General features: G+C 68.2%; 24 protein-coding genes. 7 read left to right on the forward strand and 17 right to left on the reverse strand.

Annotation, left to right across the window (positions count from 1 at the left end; translation table 11 throughout):
* Positions 1–13 precede the first annotated feature (13 nt).
* The 4 genes from QRN16_RS10765 to QRN16_RS10780 all read right to left on the reverse strand — a co-directional run bounded on the left by QRN16_RS10765 (position 14) and on the right by QRN16_RS10780 (position 2,608).
* A complete protein-coding gene (locus QRN16_RS10765; RefSeq protein WP_027506038.1) occupies positions 14–373 on the reverse strand; it encodes an NADH-quinone oxidoreductase subunit A in 360 nt (119 codons plus the stop codon).
* A 178-nt stretch (positions 374–551) separates the two neighbouring features.
* A complete protein-coding gene (locus tag QRN16_RS10770; protein WP_056440992.1) occupies positions 552–944 on the reverse strand; it encodes an Rv3143 family two-component system response regulator in 393 nt (130 codons plus the stop codon).
* Between the two features lie 87 nt (positions 945–1,031).
* Positions 1,032–1,661 (reverse strand): MSMEG_1061 family FMN-dependent PPOX-type flavoprotein, encoded by a 630-nt coding sequence (locus tag QRN16_RS10775; RefSeq protein WP_285186544.1) that lies wholly within the window; start codon positions 1,659–1,661, stop codon positions 1,032–1,034.
* Positions 1,658–2,608: a ring-cleaving dioxygenase gene (locus tag QRN16_RS10780; RefSeq protein WP_285186546.1), complete on the reverse strand. Its 951-nt coding sequence runs from the start codon at positions 2,606–2,608 to the stop codon at positions 1,658–1,660. The genes QRN16_RS10775 and QRN16_RS10780 overlap by 4 nt, the downstream gene beginning before the upstream one ends.
* A 48-nt stretch (positions 2,609–2,656) precedes the next feature.
* Between QRN16_RS10780 and QRN16_RS10785 the strand changes: the two genes are divergently transcribed.
* On the forward strand, positions 2,657–3,571 hold the full coding sequence (locus tag QRN16_RS10785) for a DUF5996 family protein (RefSeq protein WP_285186547.1): 915 nt from the start codon (positions 2,657–2,659) through the stop codon (positions 3,569–3,571).
* On the opposite strand, the gene QRN16_RS10790 is transcribed toward QRN16_RS10785, so the two are convergent.
* The 6 genes from QRN16_RS10790 to QRN16_RS10815 all read right to left on the reverse strand — a co-directional run bounded on the left by QRN16_RS10790 (position 3,547) and on the right by QRN16_RS10815 (position 8,929).
* Positions 3,547–4,341, reverse strand: coding sequence for an SDR family NAD(P)-dependent oxidoreductase (locus QRN16_RS10790; protein WP_027506043.1), 795 nt, complete (start codon positions 4,339–4,341; stop codon positions 3,547–3,549). The two genes, QRN16_RS10785 and QRN16_RS10790, sit on opposite strands and share 25 nt — an antisense overlap.
* 14 nt (positions 4,342–4,355) lie before the next feature.
* The gene (locus QRN16_RS10795) at positions 4,356–4,793 is read right to left on the reverse strand and encodes a GNAT family N-acetyltransferase (protein ID WP_027506044.1); all 438 of its coding nucleotides are present in this window, start codon (positions 4,791–4,793) and stop codon (positions 4,356–4,358) included.
* A 7-nt stretch (positions 4,794–4,800) separates the two neighbouring features.
* Positions 4,801–6,042: a dihydrolipoamide acetyltransferase family protein gene (locus tag QRN16_RS10800; protein ID WP_222632348.1), complete on the reverse strand. Its 1,242-nt coding sequence runs from the start codon at positions 6,040–6,042 to the stop codon at positions 4,801–4,803.
* A 148-nt stretch (positions 6,043–6,190) separates the two neighbouring features.
* Positions 6,191–7,033 carry an SGNH/GDSL hydrolase family protein gene (locus QRN16_RS10805; RefSeq protein ID WP_222646416.1) on the reverse strand — a complete coding sequence of 281 codons (843 nt, stop codon included), beginning with the start codon at positions 7,031–7,033 and terminating at the stop codon, positions 6,191–6,193.
* Between the two features lie 10 nt (positions 7,034–7,043).
* Positions 7,044–7,844: a hypothetical protein gene (locus QRN16_RS10810; protein ID WP_285186952.1), complete on the reverse strand. Its 801-nt coding sequence runs from the start codon at positions 7,842–7,844 to the stop codon at positions 7,044–7,046.
* The gene (locus QRN16_RS10815) at positions 7,844–8,929 is read right to left on the reverse strand and encodes a PLP-dependent cysteine synthase family protein (RefSeq protein WP_285186556.1); all 1,086 of its coding nucleotides are present in this window, start codon (positions 8,927–8,929) and stop codon (positions 7,844–7,846) included. The genes QRN16_RS10810 and QRN16_RS10815 overlap by 1 nt, the downstream gene beginning before the upstream one ends.
* A gap of 90 nt (positions 8,930–9,019) precedes the next feature.
* Here QRN16_RS10815 and QRN16_RS10820 point away from each other — a divergent pair, with 90 nt between their 5' ends.
* Positions 9,020–10,060, forward strand: a complete 1,041-nt coding sequence (locus QRN16_RS10820; protein WP_285186558.1) for a type III polyketide synthase — start codon at positions 9,020–9,022, stop codon at positions 10,058–10,060.
* Positions 10,061–10,094: 34 nt separating this feature from the next.
* Here the strand turns inward: QRN16_RS10820 and QRN16_RS10825 are convergent, their stop codons facing one another.
* Positions 10,095–11,714 (reverse strand): AMP-binding protein, encoded by a 1,620-nt coding sequence (locus QRN16_RS10825; protein WP_285186560.1) that lies wholly within the window; start codon positions 11,712–11,714, stop codon positions 10,095–10,097.
* Between the two features lie 146 nt (positions 11,715–11,860).
* Between QRN16_RS10825 and QRN16_RS10830 the strand changes: the two genes are divergently transcribed.
* Positions 11,861–13,099: an APC family permease gene (locus QRN16_RS10830; RefSeq protein WP_285186563.1), complete on the forward strand. Its 1,239-nt coding sequence runs from the start codon at positions 11,861–11,863 to the stop codon at positions 13,097–13,099.
* Positions 13,100–13,118: 19 nt separating this feature from the next.
* On the opposite strand, the gene QRN16_RS10835 is transcribed toward QRN16_RS10830, so the two are convergent.
* Complete coding sequence (locus QRN16_RS10835) at positions 13,119–13,487, reverse strand: histone-like nucleoid-structuring protein Lsr2 (protein ID WP_222632680.1); 369 nt, start codon at positions 13,485–13,487, stop codon at positions 13,119–13,121.
* 292 nt (positions 13,488–13,779) lie between these two features.
* On the opposite strand from QRN16_RS10835, the gene QRN16_RS10840 reads away from it, so the two are divergent.
* Entirely contained in the window at positions 13,780–14,772 is a 993-nt protein-coding gene (locus QRN16_RS10840; RefSeq protein WP_285186566.1) for an LLM class flavin-dependent oxidoreductase, read from the forward strand.
* A gap of 107 nt (positions 14,773–14,879) precedes the next feature.
* Positions 14,880–15,305 (forward strand): VOC family protein, encoded by a 426-nt coding sequence (locus tag QRN16_RS10845; protein ID WP_027506052.1) that lies wholly within the window; start codon positions 14,880–14,882, stop codon positions 15,303–15,305.
* 21 nt (positions 15,306–15,326) lie between these two features.
* Here the strand turns inward: QRN16_RS10845 and QRN16_RS10850 are convergent, their stop codons facing one another.
* Complete coding sequence (locus tag QRN16_RS10850) at positions 15,327–16,307, reverse strand: sigma-70 family RNA polymerase sigma factor (RefSeq protein WP_285186568.1); 981 nt, start codon at positions 16,305–16,307, stop codon at positions 15,327–15,329.
* 91 nt (positions 16,308–16,398) lie between these two features.
* Here QRN16_RS10850 and QRN16_RS10855 point away from each other — a divergent pair, with 91 nt between their 5' ends.
* Complete coding sequence (locus tag QRN16_RS10855; protein ID WP_027506054.1) at positions 16,399–16,809, forward strand: DoxX family protein; 411 nt, start codon at positions 16,399–16,401, stop codon at positions 16,807–16,809.
* Position 16,810: 1 nt separating this feature from the next.
* Here the strand turns inward: QRN16_RS10855 and QRN16_RS10860 are convergent, their stop codons facing one another.
* The gene (locus QRN16_RS10860; protein WP_285186572.1) at positions 16,811–19,045 is read right to left on the reverse strand and encodes a heavy metal translocating P-type ATPase; all 2,235 of its coding nucleotides are present in this window, start codon (positions 19,043–19,045) and stop codon (positions 16,811–16,813) included.
* Complete coding sequence (locus tag QRN16_RS10865; RefSeq protein ID WP_285186575.1) at positions 19,042–19,251, reverse strand: heavy-metal-associated domain-containing protein; 210 nt, start codon at positions 19,249–19,251, stop codon at positions 19,042–19,044. Before QRN16_RS10865 ends, QRN16_RS10860 begins: the two co-directional genes overlap by 4 nt.
* A 148-nt stretch (positions 19,252–19,399) precedes the next feature.
* Between QRN16_RS10865 and QRN16_RS10870 the strand changes: the two genes are divergently transcribed.
* Entirely contained in the window at positions 19,400–20,323 is a 924-nt protein-coding gene (locus tag QRN16_RS10870) for a phosphodiesterase (protein WP_027506057.1), read from the forward strand.
* A 9-nt stretch (positions 20,324–20,332) separates the two neighbouring features.
* On the opposite strand, the gene QRN16_RS10875 is transcribed toward QRN16_RS10870, so the two are convergent.
* Positions 20,333–21,766, reverse strand: a complete 1,434-nt coding sequence (locus QRN16_RS10875; protein WP_373425307.1) for a stealth family protein — start codon at positions 21,764–21,766, stop codon at positions 20,333–20,335.
* 286 nt (positions 21,767–22,052) lie between these two features.
* Complete coding sequence (locus QRN16_RS10880; RefSeq protein ID WP_056441016.1) at positions 22,053–22,751, reverse strand: FadR/GntR family transcriptional regulator; 699 nt, start codon at positions 22,749–22,751, stop codon at positions 22,053–22,055.
* Positions 22,752–22,862: the final 111 nt, after the last annotated feature.

The raw sequence follows: 22,862 nt of genomic DNA on the forward strand, positions 1-22,862 counted from the left end.
CACGGCGAGTGGATCAGTCCCAGCTGAGACCTCCACGACGCCACTCGTATGCGTAGGCGACGGAAACGTTGACGATGAACAGGGCCATCGCGGCGAGACCGAACACACCCAGTGCCTCGAAGTGCACAGCCCACGGGTACAGGAACACGATCTCGATGTCGAAGATGATGAAAAGCATTGCGGTGAGGTAGAACTTGACCGGAAAGCGACCGCCGCCGATGTGCTGCGGGGTGGGCTCGACGCCACATTCGTACGCGTCGAGCTTGGCGCGGTTGTATCGCTTCGGTCCCACTTCCGATGCCACGAGGACCGAGAACAGCGCGAAGGCGACCGCGATCGCGCCGAGAACGAGGACCGGCACATATGCGTTCATGCCACTCGAACTCCTGCCCGTGTCGTGGGTTCCGACCGGAACCGCCCTACGCCTCGAGGTGATCTGTGCCACACAGTAGGACTTTTTCGTCGCGATGGGTCCGGTTTGGTGACTCGGGCTCACAATCGTCGCGAATCGGTGATCCCCCGGCGTCAGAGATCGGAGATCCGGCGGGGCCTCAGGCAGGATCGCGGAGCAGTCCCACCACGGCGCGGCCGAGTTCGAGTGGGTCGATCGGGTGCGACACCGACGCGTCGGCACGCGACCAGGTGGCCAACCACGCGTCGTCGGGGCGGCCGGTGAGCACGAGAAGTGGTGGACACGGGTCGATCTCGTCGCGCAGTTGCTTCGCGAGGCCCATCCCGCCGACGGGAGCGCTCTCGCCGTCGAGGATCACGAGATCGACACCGCCGCGATCCAGGTGCTCGATCACGACGGGCGCCGTCGCCACGTCGAGATACTCGATCTCGGGCAGGTCGGGGTGCGGGCGACGGCCCAGCGCCTGGTGGACGAGCGCCCGCGTGGACGCGTGGCTGCTGTAGATCAGCACCGACAATGTTGCGTCCGCCACGGGTGGGACGTTACCCAGTGCGCTTCGCGCCCGTGCGCCTTTTGCGTATGCCTGGATGCGCAAAAGACGCACAGGCGCGGAGCGCATCTACGACCGGTACAGCGACTCCTCGTATGCCGGCCCGTAGTACGCCCGCAGTTCCTCGAGCGATTCCGGCGAGTCGGGGATCAGCGTCTTGGAGATCTCTGCGACCGTCGGCAGCACCGACGGATTCCAGGTGTCCGGCTCCCACAGCCGTGACCGCAGGAACGCCTTGGCGCAGTGATGGAAGACCTGCTCGATGTCGACGACGAGCGCGAGGATCGGGCGGTGTCCCTTGACCACGAGGTCGTCGAAGAACGGCGCGTCGGAGATCAACCGCGCGCGGCCGTTGATGCGCAGCGTGTCCCCGCGTCCGGGGACCAGGAAGTCGAGACCCACGAACGGGTTGCTCAGCACGTTGCGGTATCCGTCCATCCGCTTGTTGCCGGGCCTTTCCGCCAGCGCGATGGTGGCGTCGTCGAGGACGTGCACCAGCGAGCCGGGCGGGTCTCCCTTCGGTGAGACGTCGCACCGTCCGGTCTCGTCGGCGGTGGCCACCAGGCAGAACGGCGAGGCCGCGAGGAAGTCGCGGTCGAGCGGATGCAGCCGGGGGCGATCCTTGTGGGCGGCGCGGAAGCTCGGCGTGCCGAACATCGCCGTCAGCGTCTCGCGGTCGGTCACCTGTGTCCACGTCACGACGCGTCACCCACCGGGAGTGCCGGGAGATTCTGCTCGATCTGCTCCCGCGTCGGCTCGAGCCACGGCGGCAGCTTCAGCGAGCGCCCGAGTTCGAGCAGTGGCTCGTCGACGTCGAATCCCGGCGCCTCGGTCGCGATCTCGAACAGCACGCCGCCCGGTTCCCGGAAGTAGATCGACTGGAAGTACTGCCGGTCCAGGATCTCGGTGACGTGCGCTCCGCTGTCGACCAGCTCGGTGCGCCAGGCGGTGAGCGTCTCGTGGTCGGGCGCACGGAAGGCGACGTGGTGAACGGTGCCGCCTGCCTGCAGACCACGGTCGCTGCGGTCGGTGACGACGTCGACCAGCGCGCCCGCGCCGCCCGCGGCCATGGCGAACCGCGCGCTCGCGGCACCGTCCGCGGCGACGGTCATGCTCATCCGGTCGGTGAGCAGCTCGGCTGTCGCGTCGAGTGTCGTCTCGGTGAGGGTGACCGAGTGCAGTCCGCGCACCGCGTATTCGGTGGGCACCGATGCCACGCCGTCCCAGCCGGAGCGGGTGTCCCCGTCGGAGGCGATCAGGTCGAGGACCATGCCGTCGTGGTCGTACAGGCGCAGGACCTCGTCGTCGCCGCGGGTCACCGGCGCCTCGACGCGCACGTTCAGCTCCCGGAGCCGGTCGTGCCAGAAGGACAGCGACGAGCCCGGAACGCTGAACGCTGTCGAGGTCGCGAGTCCGGTTCCCTGTCGTCCGCGCTCGACGTCCTTCCACGGGAAGAAGGTGATGAGCGACGACGGGCTCCCGTGCTCGTCCCCGTAATACAGGTGGTAGGTGCCGGGGTCGTCGAAGTTGACGGTCTGCTTCACCAACCGCAGGCCGAGCACGCGCGTGTAGAACTCCACGTTCCGGCCGGGGTCCGACGCGATGGCGGTGACGTGGTGAAGACCGAGAGGGGCGAGTGTCGTCATGGGACCATCGTCCTACGTGTGCGCCGATATCTCCGTGAAAGGGATGCAGTGACCGATACGAACGATGCCTGGCCGGAACTCGTCGTGGACTCGTGGCAGGACACCCGCGACACCGTGCACATGTGGACGCAGATCGTCGGCAAGGTGCGCATGGCTCTGGCGCCACCGCTCAACCACTGGTGGGGCGTGACGTCCTACGTCGATGCGTCCGGACTCACCACCTCGCTCATGCCGTACCGCGGCGGCGGAGTCGAGATCCGCTTCGACTTCCTCCGACACCGGCTGACCATCGAGACCACGTGGGGCGACGCACGCGAGATGGAGTTGCGGCCGCGCACGGTCGCGGACTTCCACGACGAGTTCTTCGCCCACCTCGAGGCGCTCGGGGTCCACGTCTCGATCATGGGCTCTCCCGTCGAGGTCGACCCCGCCATCCCGTTCGCCCGGGACACCGTGCATGCCAGCTACGACGCCGAGGCGATGACGCGATACTGGCGCTCGCTGGTGTCGGCGCATCGGGTGTTCTCCGCGTTCCGCGGCGAATTCCGCGGGAAGTCCAGTCCGTCCCACTTCTTCTGGGGGGCCTTCGACCTGGCGGTGACCCGGTTCTCGGGTCGCCCGGCGGCGCAGCATCCGGGCGGGGTGCCCAACTGCCCCGACTGGGTGATGCACGAGGCCTACAACGAGGAGGTGTCGAGCGCCGGGTACTGGCCCGGCGGGGCGTCGGAGGGCATCTTCTACTCGTACGCCTACCCGCAACCCGACGGCTTCGACACCGCGGCCGTCGAGCCGGCGCAGGCGTACTTCGATCGCGATCTCGGAGAGTTCGTGCTCCCCTACTCGGCGGTGCGGGAGGCCGAGGACGGCGACGCCCTGCTGCGGGAGTTCCTCGAGAGCACTGCACGCATCGCCGCGGACCTCGCGGAGTGGCCCGACGGTCAGGGCAGGATCGAGTCCACGTAGCCGCCGTCGACGCGCAGTGCGCCGCCCGTGGTGGCCGACGCGAGAGGTGAACTGAGGTAGACCACCATGTTGGCGATCTCCTCGGGCTCGATGAGTCGCTGGATCAGGCTCTGCGGGCGGTACTTCACCATGAACTCGTGCTGCGCCTCGTCCCACGGCAACTCGTCGCCCACCAGATCGCGGACGAAGGTCTCGACACCTCCCGTGTGTGTCGGTCCGGCGATGACGGAGTTGACGGTCACGCCCGAGCCGGCCGCCTCCTTCGCGAAGCCGCGCGACACCGCGAGCAGCGCGGTCTTGGACATGCCGTAGTGGATCATCTCGGCCGGAATTACGACGGCCGAGTCGCTGGCGATCGACAGGACCCGTCCCCAGCCCCGGTCCTTCATACCCGGAAGGTAGGCGCGGATCAGACGCACGGCGGCGAGGACGTTGACCTCGAAATAGCGGCGCCACTCGTCGTCGTCGATCTCCAGAGCCGGTGTGGCGCCGAAGATTCCGAGATTGTTCACCAGGACGTCGACATCGGGGTGTGCCTGCACCAGGGCGCGTGTGCCGTCCTCCGTGCTGACGTCCGCCGGGGCCGCGACGACCGTCGCGTCGGGTACCTCCGCGGTGAGACGGTCGAGTGCCGCACCGACGGACGCGTCGGACCGGCCGTTGATCAGCACGGTCGCTCCCGCTCGGGCGAGGCCGACGGCGATGGCGTAGCCGATGCCCTGCGTGGAACCCGTGACGAGGGCTGTCCGGCCGCTCAGATCGATCTGCATGTGTCCTCCTGGTGTCAGGTACGGGTCAGCAGCATCGGCAGGTGGTCTATTCCTGCCTCCAGATAGTTCGGCCCGGTGCGCACGAAGCCGAGGCGCACGTACCACTCCTCCAGGTAGGCCTGGGCGGAGATCGCGACGTCGGTGCCCGCGAACTCGATCGCCGCCCGCACCAGGTCGGCGGCCAGCCCGCGTCCGCGTGCCGCCGACGCCGTGGCGACGCGGCCGATGTGGGCCGGCACCTCGTCCTGCAACACCCGCAGTGTCGCGAGCACGTCGCCGTTCGGCTCCTCCGACCAGAACAAGGTGGTCGTGGGTTCGAGATCGCGCCCGTCGATCTCCTGCTCGCCGACGATGCCCTGCTCGTGAATGAACACCTCGGTGCGCAACTGCAGGACGCGGTACAGCGCAACGGGATCGACGTCTCGAACGGTGGCGTGATGGATGCTGGTCACCGCACCACTATCCCAGGGCCGCGAACCCCACCGGATCCGAGAGCAGGGTCGCGACGGTGGACAGGAACTTGGAGCCCTGTTCGCCGTCGACGAGCCGGTGGTCGAACGACAGACTGAGGGTCGTGACGTGTCGCAGCGCGATCTCCCCGCGGTACTCCCACGGCTGACGCCGGACGGCCCCGAAGCACAGGATGGCGGCCTCGCCGGGCGTGAGGATCGGGGTGCCCGAATCGATGCCGAACACGCCGATGTTGGTGATCGTGATGGTCCCGTCGGCGAGCTCCGCCGGACCGGTCTTCCCCTCCTTGGCGACGGCGGTGAGCGCGGACAGTGACGAGCACAGGTCGCGGAATCCGAGGGTCTGCGCGTTCTTGATGTTGGGAACCATCAGCCCGCGCGGTGTCGCCGCGGCGATACCGAGGTTCACGTACTTCTTGGTGACGATCTCGTTCGCCGCCTCGTCCCACGACGAGTTGAGGCTCGGGTGCTCCCGGACGGCGATGAGCAGGGCCTTCGCGACGAGAGCGAGCGGCGTCACGCGGACGCCGGCCAGCAGTGGGCTCGCCTTCAGCTCGTCGAGCAACTCCATCATCGGTGTGACGTCGACGGTGACGAACTCGGTGACGTGCGGCGCGGTGAACGCGCTGCGCACCATGGCCTCGGCGGTGTGCTTGCGGACGCCCTTGATCGGTGTGCGCTCCTCGTCCGCGTGCGGCGCGGAGGAGACGGCCAGGTCGTCGCGGGTCACGTTGCCGTGCGGTCCCGTCGGGGCCACGGTCGCGAGGTCGATACCGCGCTCACGCGCTTCCTTGCGTACCGGCGGCGCGGCCAGGGGCCGACGACTCGATGTCTCCTCCGCGACGCCGTAGCCGACGAGGACTGGCGTCCGCGTCGGCGCGGCCCCGACCGTCTCGGACTCCGCCTTCTCGACCGACGGCTCGGGACGCGCGTCGGCTGCCGCCTCGTCGGCGGTGTCGGGCGAGGCCGGACCGGTCGTCGCCGGACCCGCCACCTCGATGTCGAGGAACGGTGCGCCCACGTCGATGGTGGTGCCCTCCTCGGCGTGCCGCGCCACGACCACGCCGGCATAGGGAGACGGCAGTTCGACGGACGCCTTCGCGGTCTCGACCTCGGCGATGGTCTGGTTGAGCGTGATGGTGTCGCCGACGTCGACCGACCAGGTGAGCAGCTCGGCGTCGGCGAGCCCCTCGCCGAGGTCCGGCAGCAGGAATGTCTTGACCGTGGACATGGCGGATGCTCCTCGTGAGTGCACTCGTGAACGCTGTGTGTCAGATCACACAATCACCACGCCGCACAGTGCGCAAGAGACGGTCGACCGAGTGAGCACGATGACCAACGGCGGCGGTCGAGCGAGGCAGTCGGTCGTGCACCGTGCGTCAGCGCAGTGCGGCCACGATCTCGCGCGCGGTGTTCTGGTGACTCGCCGCCGTGGGGTGCAGCGGCACCACCGCGTCCGGAGACGTCGGCACCGCGCCGACCATCCAGCTGTCGGCGGCGCACACGTCGTGGTCACGGGTGGTCGGCGCGAGGTCGACGAACGTGGCGTCGTGCGCGGCGGCGGCGCGACTCATCACCGAGTTGAGCTGATCGATGCGGGCCTGTAGGTAGGTCGCGTCCGCGGGCCGCACGGGCTGCGAGTCGAGGCAGCCGCCGGGCCGGATGCCGGTGGGATACCCGACCATCACCACCTGCGCGGCCGGCGCCCGGCGGGCGATCTCGTCGAGGATCGTGTCGTACGTCGCGGCGAACGCGTCGATACGGTCGCTGTAGGTGTCCGGACGATCGGAGCACGATGGCGTCAGAGGAGCCGGGAGCACGCTGATACAGCCCGCCGCGAGCTGAACCAACTGGATGTCGTTGCCGCCGATTCCCAGGGTGACGAGCGTGGTGTCTGGACCGAGCGCGTCGAACTGCGGTGCGGCGACTCCGCCGCCGAGCCCGGTCTGCGGTCCCGCGAGGTTCTCGCTCTCCGCGGCGCCGCACGTCACGTCGCGCACCGTGTCGATGCCGAGTTCGCGAGCGACGAGCGTGGGGTAGTTCACCGCGGACCGGCCGCAGATCCCGGACGGTGTCTGCGGTGCGATTCCGCTGCCGGCGGAGAACGAATCTCCTAGCGCGACATACGCACCGGGTGCCGGCGCGGCGGCCGCGGGAGCGGCGGACAGAGTGCTCGCGGCGGCGGCAGCCGCCACTGCGACGACGAGTCGGCGTGTCGACATGCGCGCAGTCCTAGTCGGCGTCGTTCGATGCTTCCGACTCCGCGACGTCGGGTGCGTTCTCCCGCGTCGCCATACCGCCGGCGCCGCCCTGATCGGCGGGTCCGGGTCGGCCGCCCTTGGGCTCGTCGGTGGAGTCGTTCGTCGTCGTCTTCTCGGCCATGGACTCAGCGTAAACGGCCGTGGCGCCGTCGGACCTCGAAAGGTCGGGACCGGGTGCGCGCATCCCTACCGCCGCCAGTTCGAGCGCCGCGAGCGAGCGGACCACGTCGGGGTCGCCCGCGCGCCAGGCGCCGGCAGGATCGGGATGGATGTGCGTCAGTTCCGTCAGCGGTCGCCGTGCGAGAGCACGCAGCGCGAAGAGGTCGAGGTCGGCGCCGGACCGGAGAAGCGCCGCCGCGGCGGTGGCCTGCCGGGCGAAGCGGATCCGCCGCGGGAGCCACAGGAGCAGCAGCGCGACGATGGGGAGCAGGGCGACGGTGACACCGAGGAACGACGCCAGCGCCTCGACCGCCGCGACCTGCGCCTCACCTGCGCCGCGCAGTGCGGCGCCGGCGTCCCCGGCCCGGTCGAACGGTGTGCGGACGTCGTCACCGATGAGTGGGACGGAGGACACCCGTTCGCCCGCGGACCGGAGGTTGTTCTCCAGTCCGCTTCCGGCGTCGGCGATCTCGCGTCCGGGCGCCGCCAACGCCATCACCGCGTCGTGCAGCGCCGAGCCCACCCGGATCCAGACCACGGTCCACACCGCGACCACCACGTCGGCGACCACCTGGCGGGTCCGGCGGGCGGGCAGCTCCGAGTAGAGGGTCATCACACGGACTCCGACCAGACGCCTGTCGCGAGGAAGTGGTCGATGCAGGCGCGGTGTGCGTCGAGGTTCATGCCGTGGCTCGTCACCCAGGCGTCGTCGTAGTAGGTGCCCTCGTAGCGCTCTCCCCCGTCGCACAGCAGCGTGACGATGCTCCCCTGCTCTCCGCGAGCCTTCATGTCCGCTGCCAACCGGAAGGCGCCGACGAGGTTGGTCCCGGTCGATCCACCGGCGTGCAGGCCCGTCACCTGGTCGAGCATGCGGACGGCCGCCACCGAGGCGGCGTCGGGGATCTGCACCATGTGCTCGATGACGGCGGGGACGAACGACGGCTCGACGCGGGGCCGACCGATTCCCTCGATGCGCGATCCGGTGCCGACGGCGTCACGGGTGTCGTCGCGCCACGCCTCGAAGAACGCGGATCCCTCGGGGTCGACGACACACACCCGGGTGGGCACGCGCCGGTAGCGGCAGTACCGGCCGATGGTCGCGCTGGTGCCACCGGTGCCGGCGCCGACCACCACCCAGGTGGGGACGGGGAACCGTTCGAGGGCCATCTGATCGAAGATGGAGGCGGCGATGCTGTTGTTGCCGCGCCAGTCGGTGACCACCGACGCATTGGTGAACTGGTCGAGATACAGCCAGTCCTTCTGCGCACCCAGTTCCTCCGCGACGTCGTACACGGCACCCGAGTGCTCGACGAGGCGACAGATGCCGCCGTAGCGCTCGATCAGCGCGATCTTCGTCGGGCTGGTGGTGGCCGGCATGACCGCGACGAACTCGAGGCCGATGAGCCGGGCGAAGTACGCCTCCGACACGGCGGTCGACCCGGACGACGCCTCGACCAGCGTGGTGCGGGGCCCGATGTCCCCGTTGGCCAGGCCGAAGAGGAAGAGCGACCGTGCGAGCCGATGCTTGAGCGATCCGGTGGGGTGGACCGACTCGTCCTTGAGGTAGAGATCGATGCCCCACTCGGCCGGCAGTGGGAAGGGATGCAGATGAGTGTCCGCGCTGCGGTTCGCGTCGGCCTCGACGATGCGCAGCGCGTTCTCCACCCAGGAACGGTCCTCGATTCTCATGACGGTCATTCTGTCCGACGCGCGGCCCCGCTCGGTGGTTGACTGCGGTGGTCAGGGGGAACTCGACCTGTCGAGCCCCCACCTTCACGAGAGGCACCTGTGACGATCGCATACATCAATGCCATCTCGACCGCCGTTCCCGAGCACGACGTCCACGACGACTTCGTCGCCTACGCCGACAGCACGTTCACGCTGCGACGGAAGCAATTGCTGTTCCGCCGCATGGCGGATCGCGCGCAGATCTCGCACCGGTGGTCCGCGTTCCCGTCCATCGCCAGTTTCTACGGCGACGATCCCAACGCCGTCGACACGCAGGCGCGGATGCAGGAGTTCGAGCGCACCGCTCCCGGACTCGCCGTTCGTGCCGTCGACGGGCTCGGCCTCGGCGACGCGGCAGCGGACATCACCCATCTCATCGTCCTGACATGTACCGGGTTCTACACTCCGGGAATCGATTTCGAGATCATGAAGCAGTGCGGCGTGCCCACCACGGCAGAGCGCACCCAGGTCGGTTTCATGGGCTGCTTCGCCGGCATCAACGGTCTCAAGCTCGCCCACCACATCGTGCGCTCCGAGCCCGCCGCGAAGGTGCTCGTGGTCAGCGTCGAACTGTGCTCGCTGCACATGCAGCAGACCGACGATCTCGAGACGATGCTGTCGTTCCTGGTGTTCGGCGACGGCGCCGCGGCCGTGCTGGTCACTGCCGAGTCCACCGGTCTGGCCATGGACTCCTTCCAGGCCCTCATGATCGAGGACTCCCGCGACCTCATCACCTGGCGCATCGGCGGCATGGGGTTCGACATGGTGCTCTCCGGCAAGGTGCCGGGCTCGTTGTCACGCGCGTTGGACGAGACCACGATGAAGACGGTGCTCTCGGGGGCGGAGACGTCGTCGATCGACCTGTGGGCCGTGCATCCCGGTGGTCGCTCGATCCTCGACGCGGTGGAGGGCGCGCTGCACCTCGACGCAGACGCTCTGACGTCGTCGCGCCGCGTGCTCGAGAACTACGGCAACATGTCGTCGGCCACCGTGCTGTTCGTGCTCGCGGACATGCTCGAGCGGGGTGACACCGGGTCGGGATGCGCGATGGCGTTCGGCCCCGGACTCACCGCCGAGACCATGCTGTTCCACGCAGCCTGATCACCCCAGCCGTTCGATCGACCCAGCCGTTCCGTCAATCCAGCAGGCGCGTGGCTTCCTCGCGTAGTTCGATCTTGCGGATCTTGCCGGTCACGGTCATGGGGAAGGCATCCATGACGCGCAGGTAGCGCGGGATCTTGTATCGTGCGATGCGGCCGTCGCAGTAGGCCCGGAGATCGTCGACGGTCATGGCCGCCGCGCCCTCACGCAGACGGACGCAGGCCATCAGTTCCTCGCCGTACTTGTCGTCGGGCACACCGATGACCTGGGCGTCCAGGATGTCGGGGTGGGAGTACAGGAACTCCTCGATCTCACGGGGGTAGATGTTCTCGCCGCCGCGGATCACCATGTCCTTGATGCGCCCGGTGATGGCGACGTAGCCGTCGTCGTCCATGGTGCCGATGTCGCCCGTGTGCATCCAGCGCTCGGAATCGAGTGCCTCGGCGGTCTTCTCGGGGTCGTCCCAGTAACCGAGCATCACGGAGTACCCCCGTGTGCACAGTTCACCGGGCTCCCCGCGGGGAACCGTCTCCCCGGTGACGGGGTCGACGATCTTCACCTCGAGATGCGGTCCGACTCGTCCGACCGTGGACACGCGCTGCTCGATCGTGTCCTCGGAGCGGGTCTGCAGTGACACCGGGGACGTCTCGGTCATCCCGTAACAGATGGAGACCTCCGCCATTCCCATGACGTCGATGACCTGCTTCATCACCTCGGTGGGACAGGGTGATCCGGCCATGATGCCCGTGCGCAGCGACCGAAGATCGTGCTCCGCCAGGTCGGGAACGGCCAGTTCCGCGATGAACATGGTGGGAACTCCGTAGAGCGAGGTGCACCGCTCGGCGGAGATCGCGGCCAGTGTCGCTGCCGGATCGAACGACGGTCCCGGGATCACCATGGTCGAACCGTGCGAGGTGCAGGCGAGGTTTCCCATCACCATCCCGAAGCAGTGATAGAACGGCACGGGAATGCAGACACTGTCCGCCTCGGTGTAATGGCAGAGTTCGCCGACGAAGTAGCCGTTGTTCAGGATGTTGCGGTGGCTCAGCGTCGCGCCCTTGGGGAATCCCGTGGTGCCGGAGGTGTACTGGATGTTGATGGCGTCGTCGGGTCCGAGATCGGCACTGCGCCGGTCGAATTCGTCCACATCGACGGACTCACCATCGGTGACGAGGTCGGTCCAGTCGTCGGTGCCGATGTACACGACGTGGGCCAGATCGGTGCACTCGCCGCGCACGGCGTCGATCATCGAGGCGTAGTCCGAGGTGCCGTGCGCCCGGACCGCCACCAGCATGGTGGCGCCGGACTGGTCGAGCACGTACTGCAGCTCGTGCGCACGGTAGGCAGGGTTGATGGTCACCAGCACCGCGCCGATCTTCGCGGTGGCGTACTGGACGATGGTCCACTCCGGGCAGTTCGGTGCCCAGATCCCCACGCGATCCCCGCGACGGATTCCGCGCGCGAGCAGGCCGCGGGCGAGATCGTCGACGTCGGATCGCAACTCGTCGTACGTCCACCGGCGACCGGACGCGACGTCCACGAGAGCGTCCGACGAGCCCACCCGCGCGGCGGTGCGATCGAAGTTCCGTCCGATCGTCTCGTCGAGCAGCGGCGTGTCGGTCGGGCCGGACGAGTAGGAAGTCTGCGGTGACAAAGTCGCTCCTCGAGGCTCGGGTACCTCCGCGACGCTAATCCATGGGACGGCCGCCCGTCTGCGGTTTCCCCGATTTCGGTTAATCGTGATTCATCGAAGTGGCGTGTTTCCGTTCGGCGTTCACCGGGGGTCCCTATGCTTCGTCGATGCCGCTGCAACGACGACTGACCACGCGCGACGCCGTCGTCATCGGCGTGGGGTCGATGGTCGGCGCCGGGGTGTTCTCCGCCTTCGGCCCGGCCGCGGCGGCCGCGGGTGGCGGGCTGCTGGTCGGGCTCGCCGTCGCCGCCGTCGTGGCGTTCTGCAACGCGACGTCGACTGCCCAGCTCGCCGCGGTGCACCCCACGTCCGGCGGCGCCTACGCGTACGGGCGAGCGCGACTCGGTGACCGGTGGGGCTTCCTGGCGGGCTGGAGTTTCGTGGTCGGCAAGACCGCGAGTTGTGCCGCCATGGCCCTGACGTTCGGCGCGTACGCGTGGCCCGAGCACACACGGGCGCTCGCCGTGATCGCGGTGGTGGCGCTGGCGGCGGTCAACTGCCTGGGCATCACCCGCACCGCGTCGGTCACGCGCGTGCTGGTGGCGGTGGTGCTCGTCGTGCTCGTCGCGGCACTGATCGTCGGTGCGACGGGCTCGTCCACCGTGACGGGCGCCGAGTTCTCGGCGACCTCGGGTCCGGTGGGCGTTCTGCAGTCCGCGGGGATCCTGTTCTTCGCCTTCGCAGGGTACGCGCGCATCGCGACGCTCGGAGACGAGGTGCGGGACCCGGCGCGCACCATCCCGCGCGCCGTGGTCGGCGCCCTCGCGTGCGCGGTCGTGATCTACGCGGCCGTCGCAGTGATGCTGCTGCACGTTCTCGGGGCGGACGCACTCGCGCGCTCGACGGCTCCGGTGGCCGCTGCGATGGACGCGGTCGGGGCACACTGGGCGGGCCCGGTGGTGCGCGTCGGGGCATCGGCCGCGGCTCTCGGAGCCCTGCTGGGACTGATCGCGGGGATCGGCCGCACCACCATGGCGATGGCGCGGGAAGGGGACATGCCGCGATACCTCGCGCACGTCGACGAGCGCCGCTCGGTTCCGCGCGCCGCGGAGATCACCGTGGCCGCCGTGGTGGTGGTCGTGGTTCTCACGCTCGACGTGCGGAACGCGATCGGATTCTCATCGTTCGGAGTTCTCGTCTATTACGCCGTGGCCAATGCCGCGGCATTCACGCAGACCGGTTCCGATCGCCGGTGGCCGCGGGCACTGCAGATGCTCGGGCTCTGCGGCTGCGTCCTGCTGGCGGTCACACTGCCCGCGGCGGCGGTGGTGGTCGGAATCGGGGTCCTGTCGGCAGGGTCGGCCGGACGGTGGATGCTGCAGCGCCGGCGCGCATTGCGGTCATGACATCGCTACTGCCTTGACGTCACTGGGCGGAGTTGTACGCCTCTTCGACCTCGGCCGGAATACGTCCGCGGCTCGAGACCGTGTACCCGTTCTGATTCGCCCACTCGCGAATGGCTTTGGTCTGCAGAGGATCTCGCGGAGACGAGCCGACCTGCGTCGCCGTTCCGGTCGCCTTCTTCGCCGTTGCCTTCTTGCCACGTGACGACACCTTCGTGGCGTGCTCGGCCCAGTAATCGAGTTGCTTGCGGAACTCCTTGGCATTCTTCACACCGAGATCGATCTCGTACTCCACACCGTCGACCGAGAAACCGATGGTCTCCCCTTTACCCGATTTGATGGGTGCGCCGTCGATATCGTCGACCAATTCCACGAAGACCTGTTTCGCCATGACGCTGTGGTTCCTTTCGATGATGAGTTCCCCGACCGAACCGGACATGGATTCATCGAGCCGTCGTCGACTCGTCGTTCCGACCACCATCGCGGTTCTTCCGCCAGAGTTTATCCATCTCGAAGCCCGATTAGCGAGTCACCGCCAATTCCGGTTCGATGTCGTGTACTCGTGCCGGTCCTTCGATACCGCACGGTTCGGTCGTTCGAGGTCACGCGGCTCGGGAAATATTCTCCGCCGGGCGGGCGTTCGCACCTGACAAGTCTTCTTTTTCTCGAAAGGGTGAACGCACGTGGCCGTACCACTGTCCGTACTCGATCTCGCACAGGTCGGCGTAGGTGAAACTCCTCGAAGCAGTTTCGATGCCAGTGTCGCGTTGGCCCGCCTCGCGGAGGAGAGCGGATATCGGCGAGTCTGGTACGCGGAGCACCACAACATGCCCTCCATCGCGTCCTCGGCGACGTCGGTCCTCATCGCACACGTGGCCGCGCACACCTCGTCCATTCGTCTCGGATCGGGTGGAGTGATGTTGCCGAACCATTCTCCGCTGACCATTGCCGAGCAATTCGGAACGCTGGCCACACTCCATCCGGACCGTATCGATCTCGGTCTCGGCAGAGCGCCGGGATCCGATCAGACCACCATGCGTGCGCTGCGCCGTGACCCGTCGTCGGCCGATTCCTTCCCGCAGGACGTTCTCGAACTCCAGGGCTACCTGTCGGGTTCGAGTCGGGTTCCGGGAGTGCAGGCAGTGCCGGGCGCGGGAACCGATGTGCCGCTCTACATTCTGGGATCCTCGCTCTTCGGTGCTCAGCTCGCAGCACATCTCGGCCTTCCGTATGCCAACGCGTCGCACTTCTCTCCCGACTCGCTCGAGGAGGCCGTGGCCGTCTATCGGGACACGTTCGAGCCGTCCGCACAGCTCGCCGAGCCCTACGTCATCGCCGCAGTCAACGCGACGGTCGCACCGACGTCCGCTCGCGCGCACGAGCTGTTCACGGCCGGTCTGCGGCGCCGGGTGGTGCAGATGGTGGGACGCGGCCGTTCCTTCTCCGAGGAGGAGGTCGACATGATCATGGACTCGCCCGCTGGCCGACAGATTCAGGGAATGGTGAAGTACTCGGCCGTCGGAACGCCGGCGGAGGCGTCGGACTACATCGATCGTTTCGCCGCGCACGCCCGGGCCGACGAGGTCATCGTCGCCAGCGGTATCGACGACACCGACGAGCGACTGCTCTCCTACCGCCTGCTCGCCGAGCAGCACCTGCACGCCACCGCGGCCTGACGCCGCACGACCGACGCCGCCCGCGCGATGACTTTTCCGCCCGGGCGGTGTCGGTAGTGGTGAGTGGCCCTGACGCCGGGGCCGACGACACCACACCAGGAGACACCATGTCCGGCATGATCTTCGTCAACACCTTCGTCCAGGACGTCGCCGCGAGCCGCGCGTTCTTCACGTCGCTGGGATTCTCTTTCAACGACACCTTCAGCGACGAGAACACCGCGTGCCTGATCGTCAACGAGCAGGCCGTCGTGATGCTGCTGAACGTCCCGCGCTTCAAGGATTTCATCCGCGACGACGTCGCGGACCTCTCCACCTCGCGCGAGATGCTGTTGGCCGTGTCGGCCGACAGCAAGGAGGCCGTCGACGCCATGGCCGACGCGGCGCTCGCCGCGGGCGGCAGTGACTGGATGGATCCGCAGGACCACGGCTTCATGTACGGGCGGTCGTTCCGCGACCTCGATGGTCACGTGTGGGAAGTGACCTGGATGGACCCGGCCGTCGCCTCGGGCGAGGCCACGCCTCCCGACATGTGAGCCGCGGCAGGTGACCCGGGCTCAGCCCGGGTACACCGGTGGCAGTCCGAACCGATCGAACAGCGTGAGATCGAAGAAGCACGCCACATGCGCGACGCGGGCGTCGATGATCTCGAGGACGTGCAGCTGGAACGGACGGTGTACCCCGTCCTCTCCGAGCATGTAGAGGCCGAAGGCCGGCTGCCCGTTGGCGGTGGTCGCCATCATCCGCATCGACTCGGGGCCGGTCGCGGGGCACTTCGTCGAGATGAGGGCGCCGATGTCGGCCGGGCCGCGGTACCACCCGGTGAACGGCGGCATCTCCCAGACCGCCTCTGCGGCGAAGAGTTTCACGATGCCGTCGATGTCGTACGTCTCAAATCCCTCGACGTAGCGTCGCAACAACTCTCGCGTCTCCGGTGACTCCGGCTCGGACACGGAGTTCTCGTCGGGCATGATCGCCTCGATCTGGCCGCGCGCACGTTGCAGCAGGCTGTTGACTGCAGCAGTGGAGGTGCCGAGCAGTTCGGCCACCTCGGACGCCTTCCACTGCAACACCTCTCGGAGTACGAGGACGGCTCGCTGCCGGGCGGACAGATGCTGCAACGCGGCCACGAACGCGAGCCGCACCGATTCACGCGAGCCGATCAGCGATGCCGGGTCGTCGTCCACCGGATCGCCGAACGGCGGCGCCGGCTCGAGCCACGCGATCTCGTGGCGCTCGACCAGCTCGTCCGACGGATCGGACGACGGTGTACCCAGCCCCGACGGCATCGGTCGGCGCTTGCGGCCCTCGAGCGAGGTGAGGCAGGTGTTCGTGGCGATGCGGTAGAGCCACGTGCGCAGCGACGAGTCGCCCTTGAAGTTCGCGTACCCCTTCCACCCTCGGACCAGGGTCTCCTGCACCAGATCCTCCGCGTCGTGGATGGATCCGGTCATGCGGTAACAGTGCGCGAGGAGCTCGCGGCGGTACGGTTCCGCGAGAGTCATGAAGTCGTTGCCGAGCTCCTGCGTCGCAGTCATGCGAGGAGGATAGTCCTCGCAGGGACGACTCGCCGAGGAAAATTTCGGGGCTTCGTGATGAGTTTCCGTGGCGTACGCGGTCGACAGTCACATGACCACACACCTCACCCGCGCCACCACCACCGCACCGTCCCGCGGAGCCGTTCGAGCAGGATGGATCGTCAGCGCGCTGGTGGTCGTCTTCATGCTGTTCGACGCCGTGATCCATCTGCTGAACCTGGACGTCGTGAAGGACGCGTCCGCCGAACTCGGACTCCCCGTCGACATGGCCCCGAAGATCGGCGTCGTCTGCCTCGTGATCGTGACCCTGTACGTGATTCCGCGGACCGCGCCGCTGGGTGCCGTCCTGTTGACCGGCTACCTCGGTGGAGCGGTGATCACGAACTGGCGCACCGACCAGCCACTCGTCAGCACGGTGTTCTTCGCGATCTACGTCGGCATCGCCGCGTGGCTCGGACTCTGGCTGCGCGACGGCCGAGTCCGAGCCTTGCTCGCAGGCTGAGTCACACCACCGAGGACCGGAAGGATCGGAGCCGCAGGCTGTTGGTGACGACGAAGACCGACGACAGCGCCATCGCGGCACCGGCCAGCATGGGGTTGAGCAGTCCGGCGGCCGCGAGCGGGATCGCCGCGACGTTGTAGGCGAAGGCCCAGAAGAGATTGACCTTGATGGTGCGGAGGGTCGCGCGCGAGAGGCGCACCGCGTCGACCGCGACGCGCAGATCTCCCCGCACCAGCGTGAGGTCGCCGGCCTCGATCGCGACGTCGGTGCCCGTGCCCATCGAGAGTCCGAGGTCCGACGTCGCCAGTGCCGCAGCATCGTTGACGCCGTCACCGACCATGGCGACGACCTTGCCCGACGCCTGCAGCTCGCGGATCGCGTCCACCTTCTGCTCCGGCAGCACACCGGCGATGACGGTGTCGACACCGACCGAGGCGGCCACCGTGCGGGCTGCGGACTCGTTGTCACCGGTGAGCATGATCGGGTCGAGACCCAGTGCGCGGAGCTCCGAGACCGCCTGCGCGGACGTCTCCTTCACGGTGTCGGAGACCGCGATGACGGCGCGGGCCTCGTCGTCCCACCCGACGACCACCGCGGTGGCCCCGGTGGCCTCGGCGTCCTCGAAGGCCGTCTGCAGAGCGCTGGGCAGTGCGCCGCCCACCAGGCCGGGGCGTCCGACGACCACGCGGTGGCCGTCGACTGTCGCGGTCACACCGCGTCCCGCCGTGGTGGTGAAGTCGGTGGCCGCGACGGGCTCTCCGTGCGCGGTCCGGTACGCGTCGACGATCGCGCGGGCGACCGGGTGCTCGGAACCGGACTCCGCCGCCGCGGCGAACCGCAGCGCGTCGTCGCGAGCGTCTCCCACGACGGACTGCACGCTCATGACACCGCTGGTGATGGTGCCCGTCTTGTCCAGCACGATGGTGTTCACGCGGCGGGTGCGCTCGAGCACCTCGGGTCCCTTGATGAGGACGCCGAGTTGGGCGCCGCGTCCGGTGCCCACCATCAGGGCGGTCGGAGTGGCCAGGCCCAGCGCGCACGGGCACGCGATGATGAGGACCGCGACGGATGCGGTGAACGCGGCGGACCAGCTGCCGCTGACGAGGACCCAGCCCAGCAGGGTGGCCAGGGCGAGACCGATCACGACGGGGACGAAGACGCCCGAGATGCGGTCGGCCAGGCGCTGCGCCTCGGCCTTGCCGTTCTGCGCGTCCTCCACGATGCGGGCCATGCGCGCGAGCTGCGTGTCCGCGCCCACGCGGTCGGCGACGACGGTGAGCGCGCCACCCACGTTGACGGTCCCGCCCGTGACCGTGGCGCCCGGACCGACCTCCACGGGGATGGACTCACCGGAGATCATCGAGGCGTCGACGGCGGACGTGCCGCTCTCGACGGTGCCGTCGGCGGCGATCTTCTCGCCCGGTCGGACGACGATGCGGTCTCCGACCACGAGCTCGTCGGCGGGCACGCTGACCTCACTGCCGTTGCGCAGCACGGTCGCGTTCCTGGAGCCGACCTCGAGCAACGCACGCAGGGCGGCGCCGGCGCTGCGCTTGGACCGCGCTTCCAGATACCGACCGGCGAGCAGGAACGTCGTGACGCCGGCCGCCGCCTCGAGATAGATGTTCGCGCTGCCGTCGCCACGCGAGACGGTGAACTCGAAGGCGTGGCGCATGCCGGGCATGCCCGCGTGGCCGAAGAAGAGCGCGTACAGCGACCAGCCGAAGGCGGCCAGCGTGCCCACCGACACGAGCGTGTCCATGGTGGTCGCGCCGTGCCGCGCAGTGGTGAAGGCGGCGCGGTGGAACGGCAGTCCGCCCCACACGACGACGGGCGCGGCGAGGGTGAGCGAGAGCCACTGCCAGTTGTCGAACTGCAGCGGCGGAATCATCGCCATCGCGATGACGGGAGCGGACAGCAGCGTCGACACGAGCAGACGCGTGCGCAGGGGATCGGACTCGGCTGCGGCGGCATCGGACTCGGCTGCGGGAGGGCCGGCCGGTCGGTGGGGTTCGTGCACGGTCGCGGTGTAACCGGCCTTCTCGACGGTGCCGATGAGGTCCCCGGTCTCGACGGTCGAGTCCGTGGCGATGCTCGCCTTCTCGGTGGCGTAGTTGACCGTCGCGGTCACACCGTCGAGGCGGTTGAGCTTCTTCTCGATGCGGTTGGCGCACGACGCACAGGTCATGCCGCCGATGTCGAGCTGGATGTTCGCGGCCTTCTCCCCGGTGGTCACGGCTGAGCCAGCTCGTACCCGGCCTCGTCCACCGCGGCTGCGAGGGCAGCGTCGTCGACGGGTGTGTCGGACTCGACATCGACGCGTCCGGACTCGAGGTCGACGTGGACCGAGGTGACTCCCTGCAGGGCGCTCACCTCCTCCGTCACCGCTGCGACGCAGTGCTGGCAGGTCATTCCGACGACGGTGACAGTCTTCGTGGTCATGAGAACTACCATACCCCCCTACGGTATGCCGTCAACCCCGTGTCGCCCGGCGTTCGGCGGCTCGACACCTCCTGTGGTTAGGGTGGACGAGCCCGGTACACACAGGGTGACCGAGCTCCGATCCGGGAGCACTGGGAAGCGAGAACTCATGGAGCCAGTCGAGCAGACCTGGCGCACCGCCGAGCATCCACGGCCGGACCATTTCCTCCTGCACATCAGTGACACGCACCTGGTCGGCGCCGGCGAGTTGTACGACGCGGTCGACAGCGAGGCGCGTCTTCGCCAGATCTTCGCGGAGCTCGAGGCGACGGGTGCCCGGCCGGAGGCTCTGGTGTTCACGGGTGATCTCGCGGACAAGGGCGAGCCCGACGCGTACGACTCGTTGCGCGCGCTGGTCGATCCGGTCGCCGCAGCTCTGGGGTCCGAGGTGATCTGGGCGATGGGCAACCACGACGACCGAGCGGCGTTCCGTCGCGGCCTGCTCGACGAGCGCGGATCGACCGAGCCCGTGGACAGGGTCTACGACATCGGTGGGCTGCGAGTCATCACGTTGGACTCGACCGTCCCCGGCCACCACTACGGCCAGATCTCCGCGGAACAGTTGCGATGGCTCGCAGCAGAACTGGCGATGCCGGCGCCGGACGGCACAGTGCTCGCGCTGCACCATCCGCCGGTTCCCTGCGTGCAAGATCTCGCGGTGTTGGTGGAACTCCGCGACCAGGACTCGCTCGCGGAGGTGCTCGCGGGCAGCGACGTGCGGGCGATCCTCGCGGGCCACCTGCACTACTCCACGTCCGCGACCTTCGCCGGAATCCCGGTGTCGGTGGCGTCGGCCACCTGCTACACGCAGGACCTCAACGTTCCGGTGGGTGCGCAACGCGGGCGCGACGGGGCGCAGGCCTACAACCTGGTGCATCTGTACCAGGACACGGTGGTCCACTCGGTGGTGCCCATCGGGACGGGCGACACCGTCGGCACCTACGTGTCGGCCGACGAGGCCGCCCAGCGCCTGCACGATGCCGGCGTCGTCATCGCCGACGCTCCCCAGAAGGCGATCAGCCGGCAGTCGTAGCTGTGGCGATCAGCCGACCGGTGTGACGGCGTGTTCCCAGGGCGCCGGCACCGGGAAGTAGGTGCTCAGGAACGTCGTCACCGCCGCTGCGCGCTCGTCGGCGTCGATCTCGGGGAAGCTGCCGTCGTTGAGGCAGAAGAAGTCCATCGACCGCTTCGCGAGTAGGCGGTCCATGTCCCGCAGTCCACTGCGCATCGTCGTGTCGACGTACTTGACCGAGGCCTGCGTCTGCACCACGGCGCGGCCGGTGAGCAGGGCGTAGTAGTGGTACAGCGAGTTGGTCACCGAGATGTTGGAGCTCGCGCGGAACCGACTGGCGGCCGTGGCCGCGAACTCGTCGGGGAACTCCTTCTCGAGCTCGAACATCACACTGCGCCGGAGCGGCACGGGAGCGTGCTCGAGGTGGCGCGTGGTGATGCGACCGAAGCGGTCGTGGAGCAGGCGACGGTTGACCCGCGCGGCGTTCTCGAATCCGCTGCGCTGCTCGTCGTTGGCGCCCAGTCCGATCCGGGTTCCCGCCTCGACGAACATGCTGATGCCGCCGGGTGAGAAGAACATCTGGGGACCGACGGGGCGGCCGAAGAACATGTCGTCGTTCGAGTACAGGAAGTGCTCGGCGAGACCGTCGATGTGGTGGAGCTGGCATTCCACGGCCTGCGAGTTGTAGGTGGGCAGCACGGAGGTGTCGGTGAAGAACTCCTCGCTGCGCACGAACGTGACGTCGGGATGATCGTCGAGCCACCCCGGCTTCGGTGAGTCGGTGACGACGAAGATGCGCCGGATCCACGGCGCGTACAGGTGTACCGAGCGCAGGGCGTACTTGAGTTCGTCGATCTGGCGGAAGCGGGCCTCGTGATCGTCGCCCTCGCCCACGACGACCTCACGCAGCATCGCCGCGCGTTCCGCCTGCCACTCCACGTCGGTGCCGTCGACCCAGGAGAAGATCAGGTCGATGTCGAAGTCGATGTCCGACGCGTGGTCGGCGAACATGTTCTCGATGGTCGGCCAGTGTCGGCCGAAGCGCTCGACCGTGCCACGCACCGCCTCGTCCTGACGGATGGTGCGTCGGGTCAGCGAGTTCTCGACGGGGAGAACGATCGTGTCGTCCGAGAACTCCCACAGTTCGATCTGGATGCCCTTGCCGGATCCGTAGAAGAGCCCGCTCGGGCGGTGCGCACGAGGGCGGAACAACCGGAAGATCCGCGCCTGCGTGGCCGACGCCAGGAGTCCGTCCGCGATGAGCAGGGCCGGGGATCCCTTGACGTCCATCGGCTTGGAGTAGAACGGCTCGTCCGCGCAGGCCGCGACCAGGGCGTCGCGCAACGTCGGCCTGTCGTGCCTGTCGATGGCGATGACGGGCCGCTCGTCGTTGCCGCGGACGAGCAGGTACTCGATCGCGGTCGCGTCCAGCACATCGCGGACGAACAGGAGGTCCTCCACCATCGCCTCGTGGGGCGTCGTGGTGGTGATGGACAGTGCGAACTTGTCCTTGACCCACACGATGTCGGAGCGCTCGGTCAACCGATGTCGGGACGCCGCGGACGCGACGCGCGCCCGTTCGATCTCGCCGCTGTCGGGCGGGACGAGGTAGACATCGGGCGTCTCGACGTTCTGCAGGGCTGGCGGCTGTGTGATGGTGGACCTTCCCGACGTGCTGGTGGGCGAGCCTGTGCGGCGCTGTGACCTGCTCATTCTAAGTGATGCCGAGGGTGGGTCCGGACCACGGGAGTCATCGGCCGCGAAGCTGGCCGAGTGCGTCCTGCACGTGCGTCAGGTGTCGGCTCATCGCCTCGGACGCGGCCTCGCCGGACCCCGAGTCGATGGCGTCGACGATGCTCTCGTGCTCGACGTTGGACCGGTGCCGACGGTCGGGCAGCAGGTTCACCATCTCGGACTGCTGCGACAGGGCCTCGCGGATCTCGGTGATGACGGCGGCGAAGACGTCGTTGCCGCTCGCGGTCGCGATGAGCAGATGGAACTCCGCGTCGAGACGGACCCACTCCTTGGGATCGTTCTCGGCGATCATCCGATTCAACAGGCTGCGGATCGCGTCCATCTGCTCCGGCGTCCGCCGTTCGGCAGCGAGTGCGGCGGCAGGAATCTCGATGTGCGGGCGGGCCTCGCGCAGGGAATCGACGGAATGGTTGCCGAAGACTCTGTCGGTCTCGACGGTCTTCGCCAGGACGAACGTTCCCTTGCCGGTGTGCGTCTCCGTCAGTCCGAGAGCCGTGGTCGAGCGCAGTGCCTCGCGAACCACCGACCGGCTCACGCCGAAGCGCGTCGCGAGAGCGGCCTCGGACGGGAGCTTGGTGCCGACCTCGAGTTCGCCGCTCTCGATCGCCGAACGCAGCTCGCGCAGGACGGCCTCGGCCGCCCCCACGCGCGTCACTGTGGCCTGTTTGCTGGCCCAACTGTCCGACAGGGTCATGGCGTCACTGTGAACGAGGAATGGTGGTCAGGCAAATCGGACGTGCACAGGACGATATTCATGTTTCTAGTCGCAGTGCTAGAGATCGAGAGAGATCCCGATGGAACGGTG

Source organism: Rhodococcus sp. MEB041 (assembly GCF_030208955.1).
In the GTDB taxonomy this organism is placed as follows: Bacteria; Actinomycetota; Actinomycetes; order Mycobacteriales; family Mycobacteriaceae; genus Rhodococcoides.

Bases quoted from the DNA above. Each gene is read 5' to 3' on its own strand.
- QRN16_RS10875 (WP_373425307.1), bottom strand. From the start codon at position 21,766: ATGGTGGAGGACCTCCTGTTCGTCCGCGATGTGCTGGACGCGACCGCG.
- QRN16_RS10790 (WP_027506043.1), bottom strand. From the start codon at position 4,341: ATGCAGATCGATCTGAGCGGCCGGACAGCCCTCGTCACGGGTTCCACG.
- QRN16_RS10880 (WP_056441016.1), bottom strand. From the start codon at position 22,751: ATGACCCTGTCGGACAGTTGGGCCAGCAAACAGGCCACAGTGACGCGC.
- QRN16_RS10870 (WP_027506057.1), top strand. From the start codon at position 19,400: ATGGAGCCAGTCGAGCAGACCTGGCGCACCGCCGAGCATCCACGGCCG.
- QRN16_RS10850 (WP_285186568.1), bottom strand. From the start codon at position 16,307: ATGACTGCGACGCAGGAGCTCGGCAACGACTTCATGACTCTCGCGGAA.
- QRN16_RS10765 (WP_027506038.1), bottom strand. From the start codon at position 373: ATGAACGCATATGTGCCGGTCCTCGTTCTCGGCGCGATCGCGGTCGCC.
- QRN16_RS10800 (WP_222632348.1), bottom strand. From the start codon at position 6,042: ATGTCCACGGTCAAGACATTCCTGCTGCCGGACCTCGGCGAGGGGCTC.
- QRN16_RS10810 (WP_285186952.1), bottom strand. From the start codon at position 7,844: ATGACCCTCTACTCGGAGCTGCCCGCCCGCCGGACCCGCCAGGTGGTC.
- QRN16_RS10780 (WP_285186546.1), bottom strand. From the start codon at position 2,608: ATGACGACACTCGCCCCTCTCGGTCTTCACCACGTCACCGCCATCGCG.
- QRN16_RS10805 (WP_222646416.1), bottom strand. From the start codon at position 7,033: ATGTCGACACGCCGACTCGTCGTCGCAGTGGCGGCTGCCGCCGCCGCG.
- QRN16_RS10865 (WP_285186575.1), bottom strand. From the start codon at position 19,251: ATGACCACGAAGACTGTCACCGTCGTCGGAATGACCTGCCAGCACTGC.
- QRN16_RS10835 (WP_222632680.1), bottom strand. From the start codon at position 13,487: ATGGCGAAACAGGTCTTCGTGGAATTGGTCGACGATATCGACGGCGCA.
- QRN16_RS10855 (WP_027506054.1), top strand. From the start codon at position 16,399: ATGACCACACACCTCACCCGCGCCACCACCACCGCACCGTCCCGCGGA.
- QRN16_RS10830 (WP_285186563.1), top strand. From the start codon at position 11,861: ATGCCGCTGCAACGACGACTGACCACGCGCGACGCCGTCGTCATCGGC.
- QRN16_RS10815 (WP_285186556.1), bottom strand. From the start codon at position 8,929: ATGACCGTCATGAGAATCGAGGACCGTTCCTGGGTGGAGAACGCGCTG.
- QRN16_RS10845 (WP_027506052.1), top strand. From the start codon at position 14,880: ATGTCCGGCATGATCTTCGTCAACACCTTCGTCCAGGACGTCGCCGCG.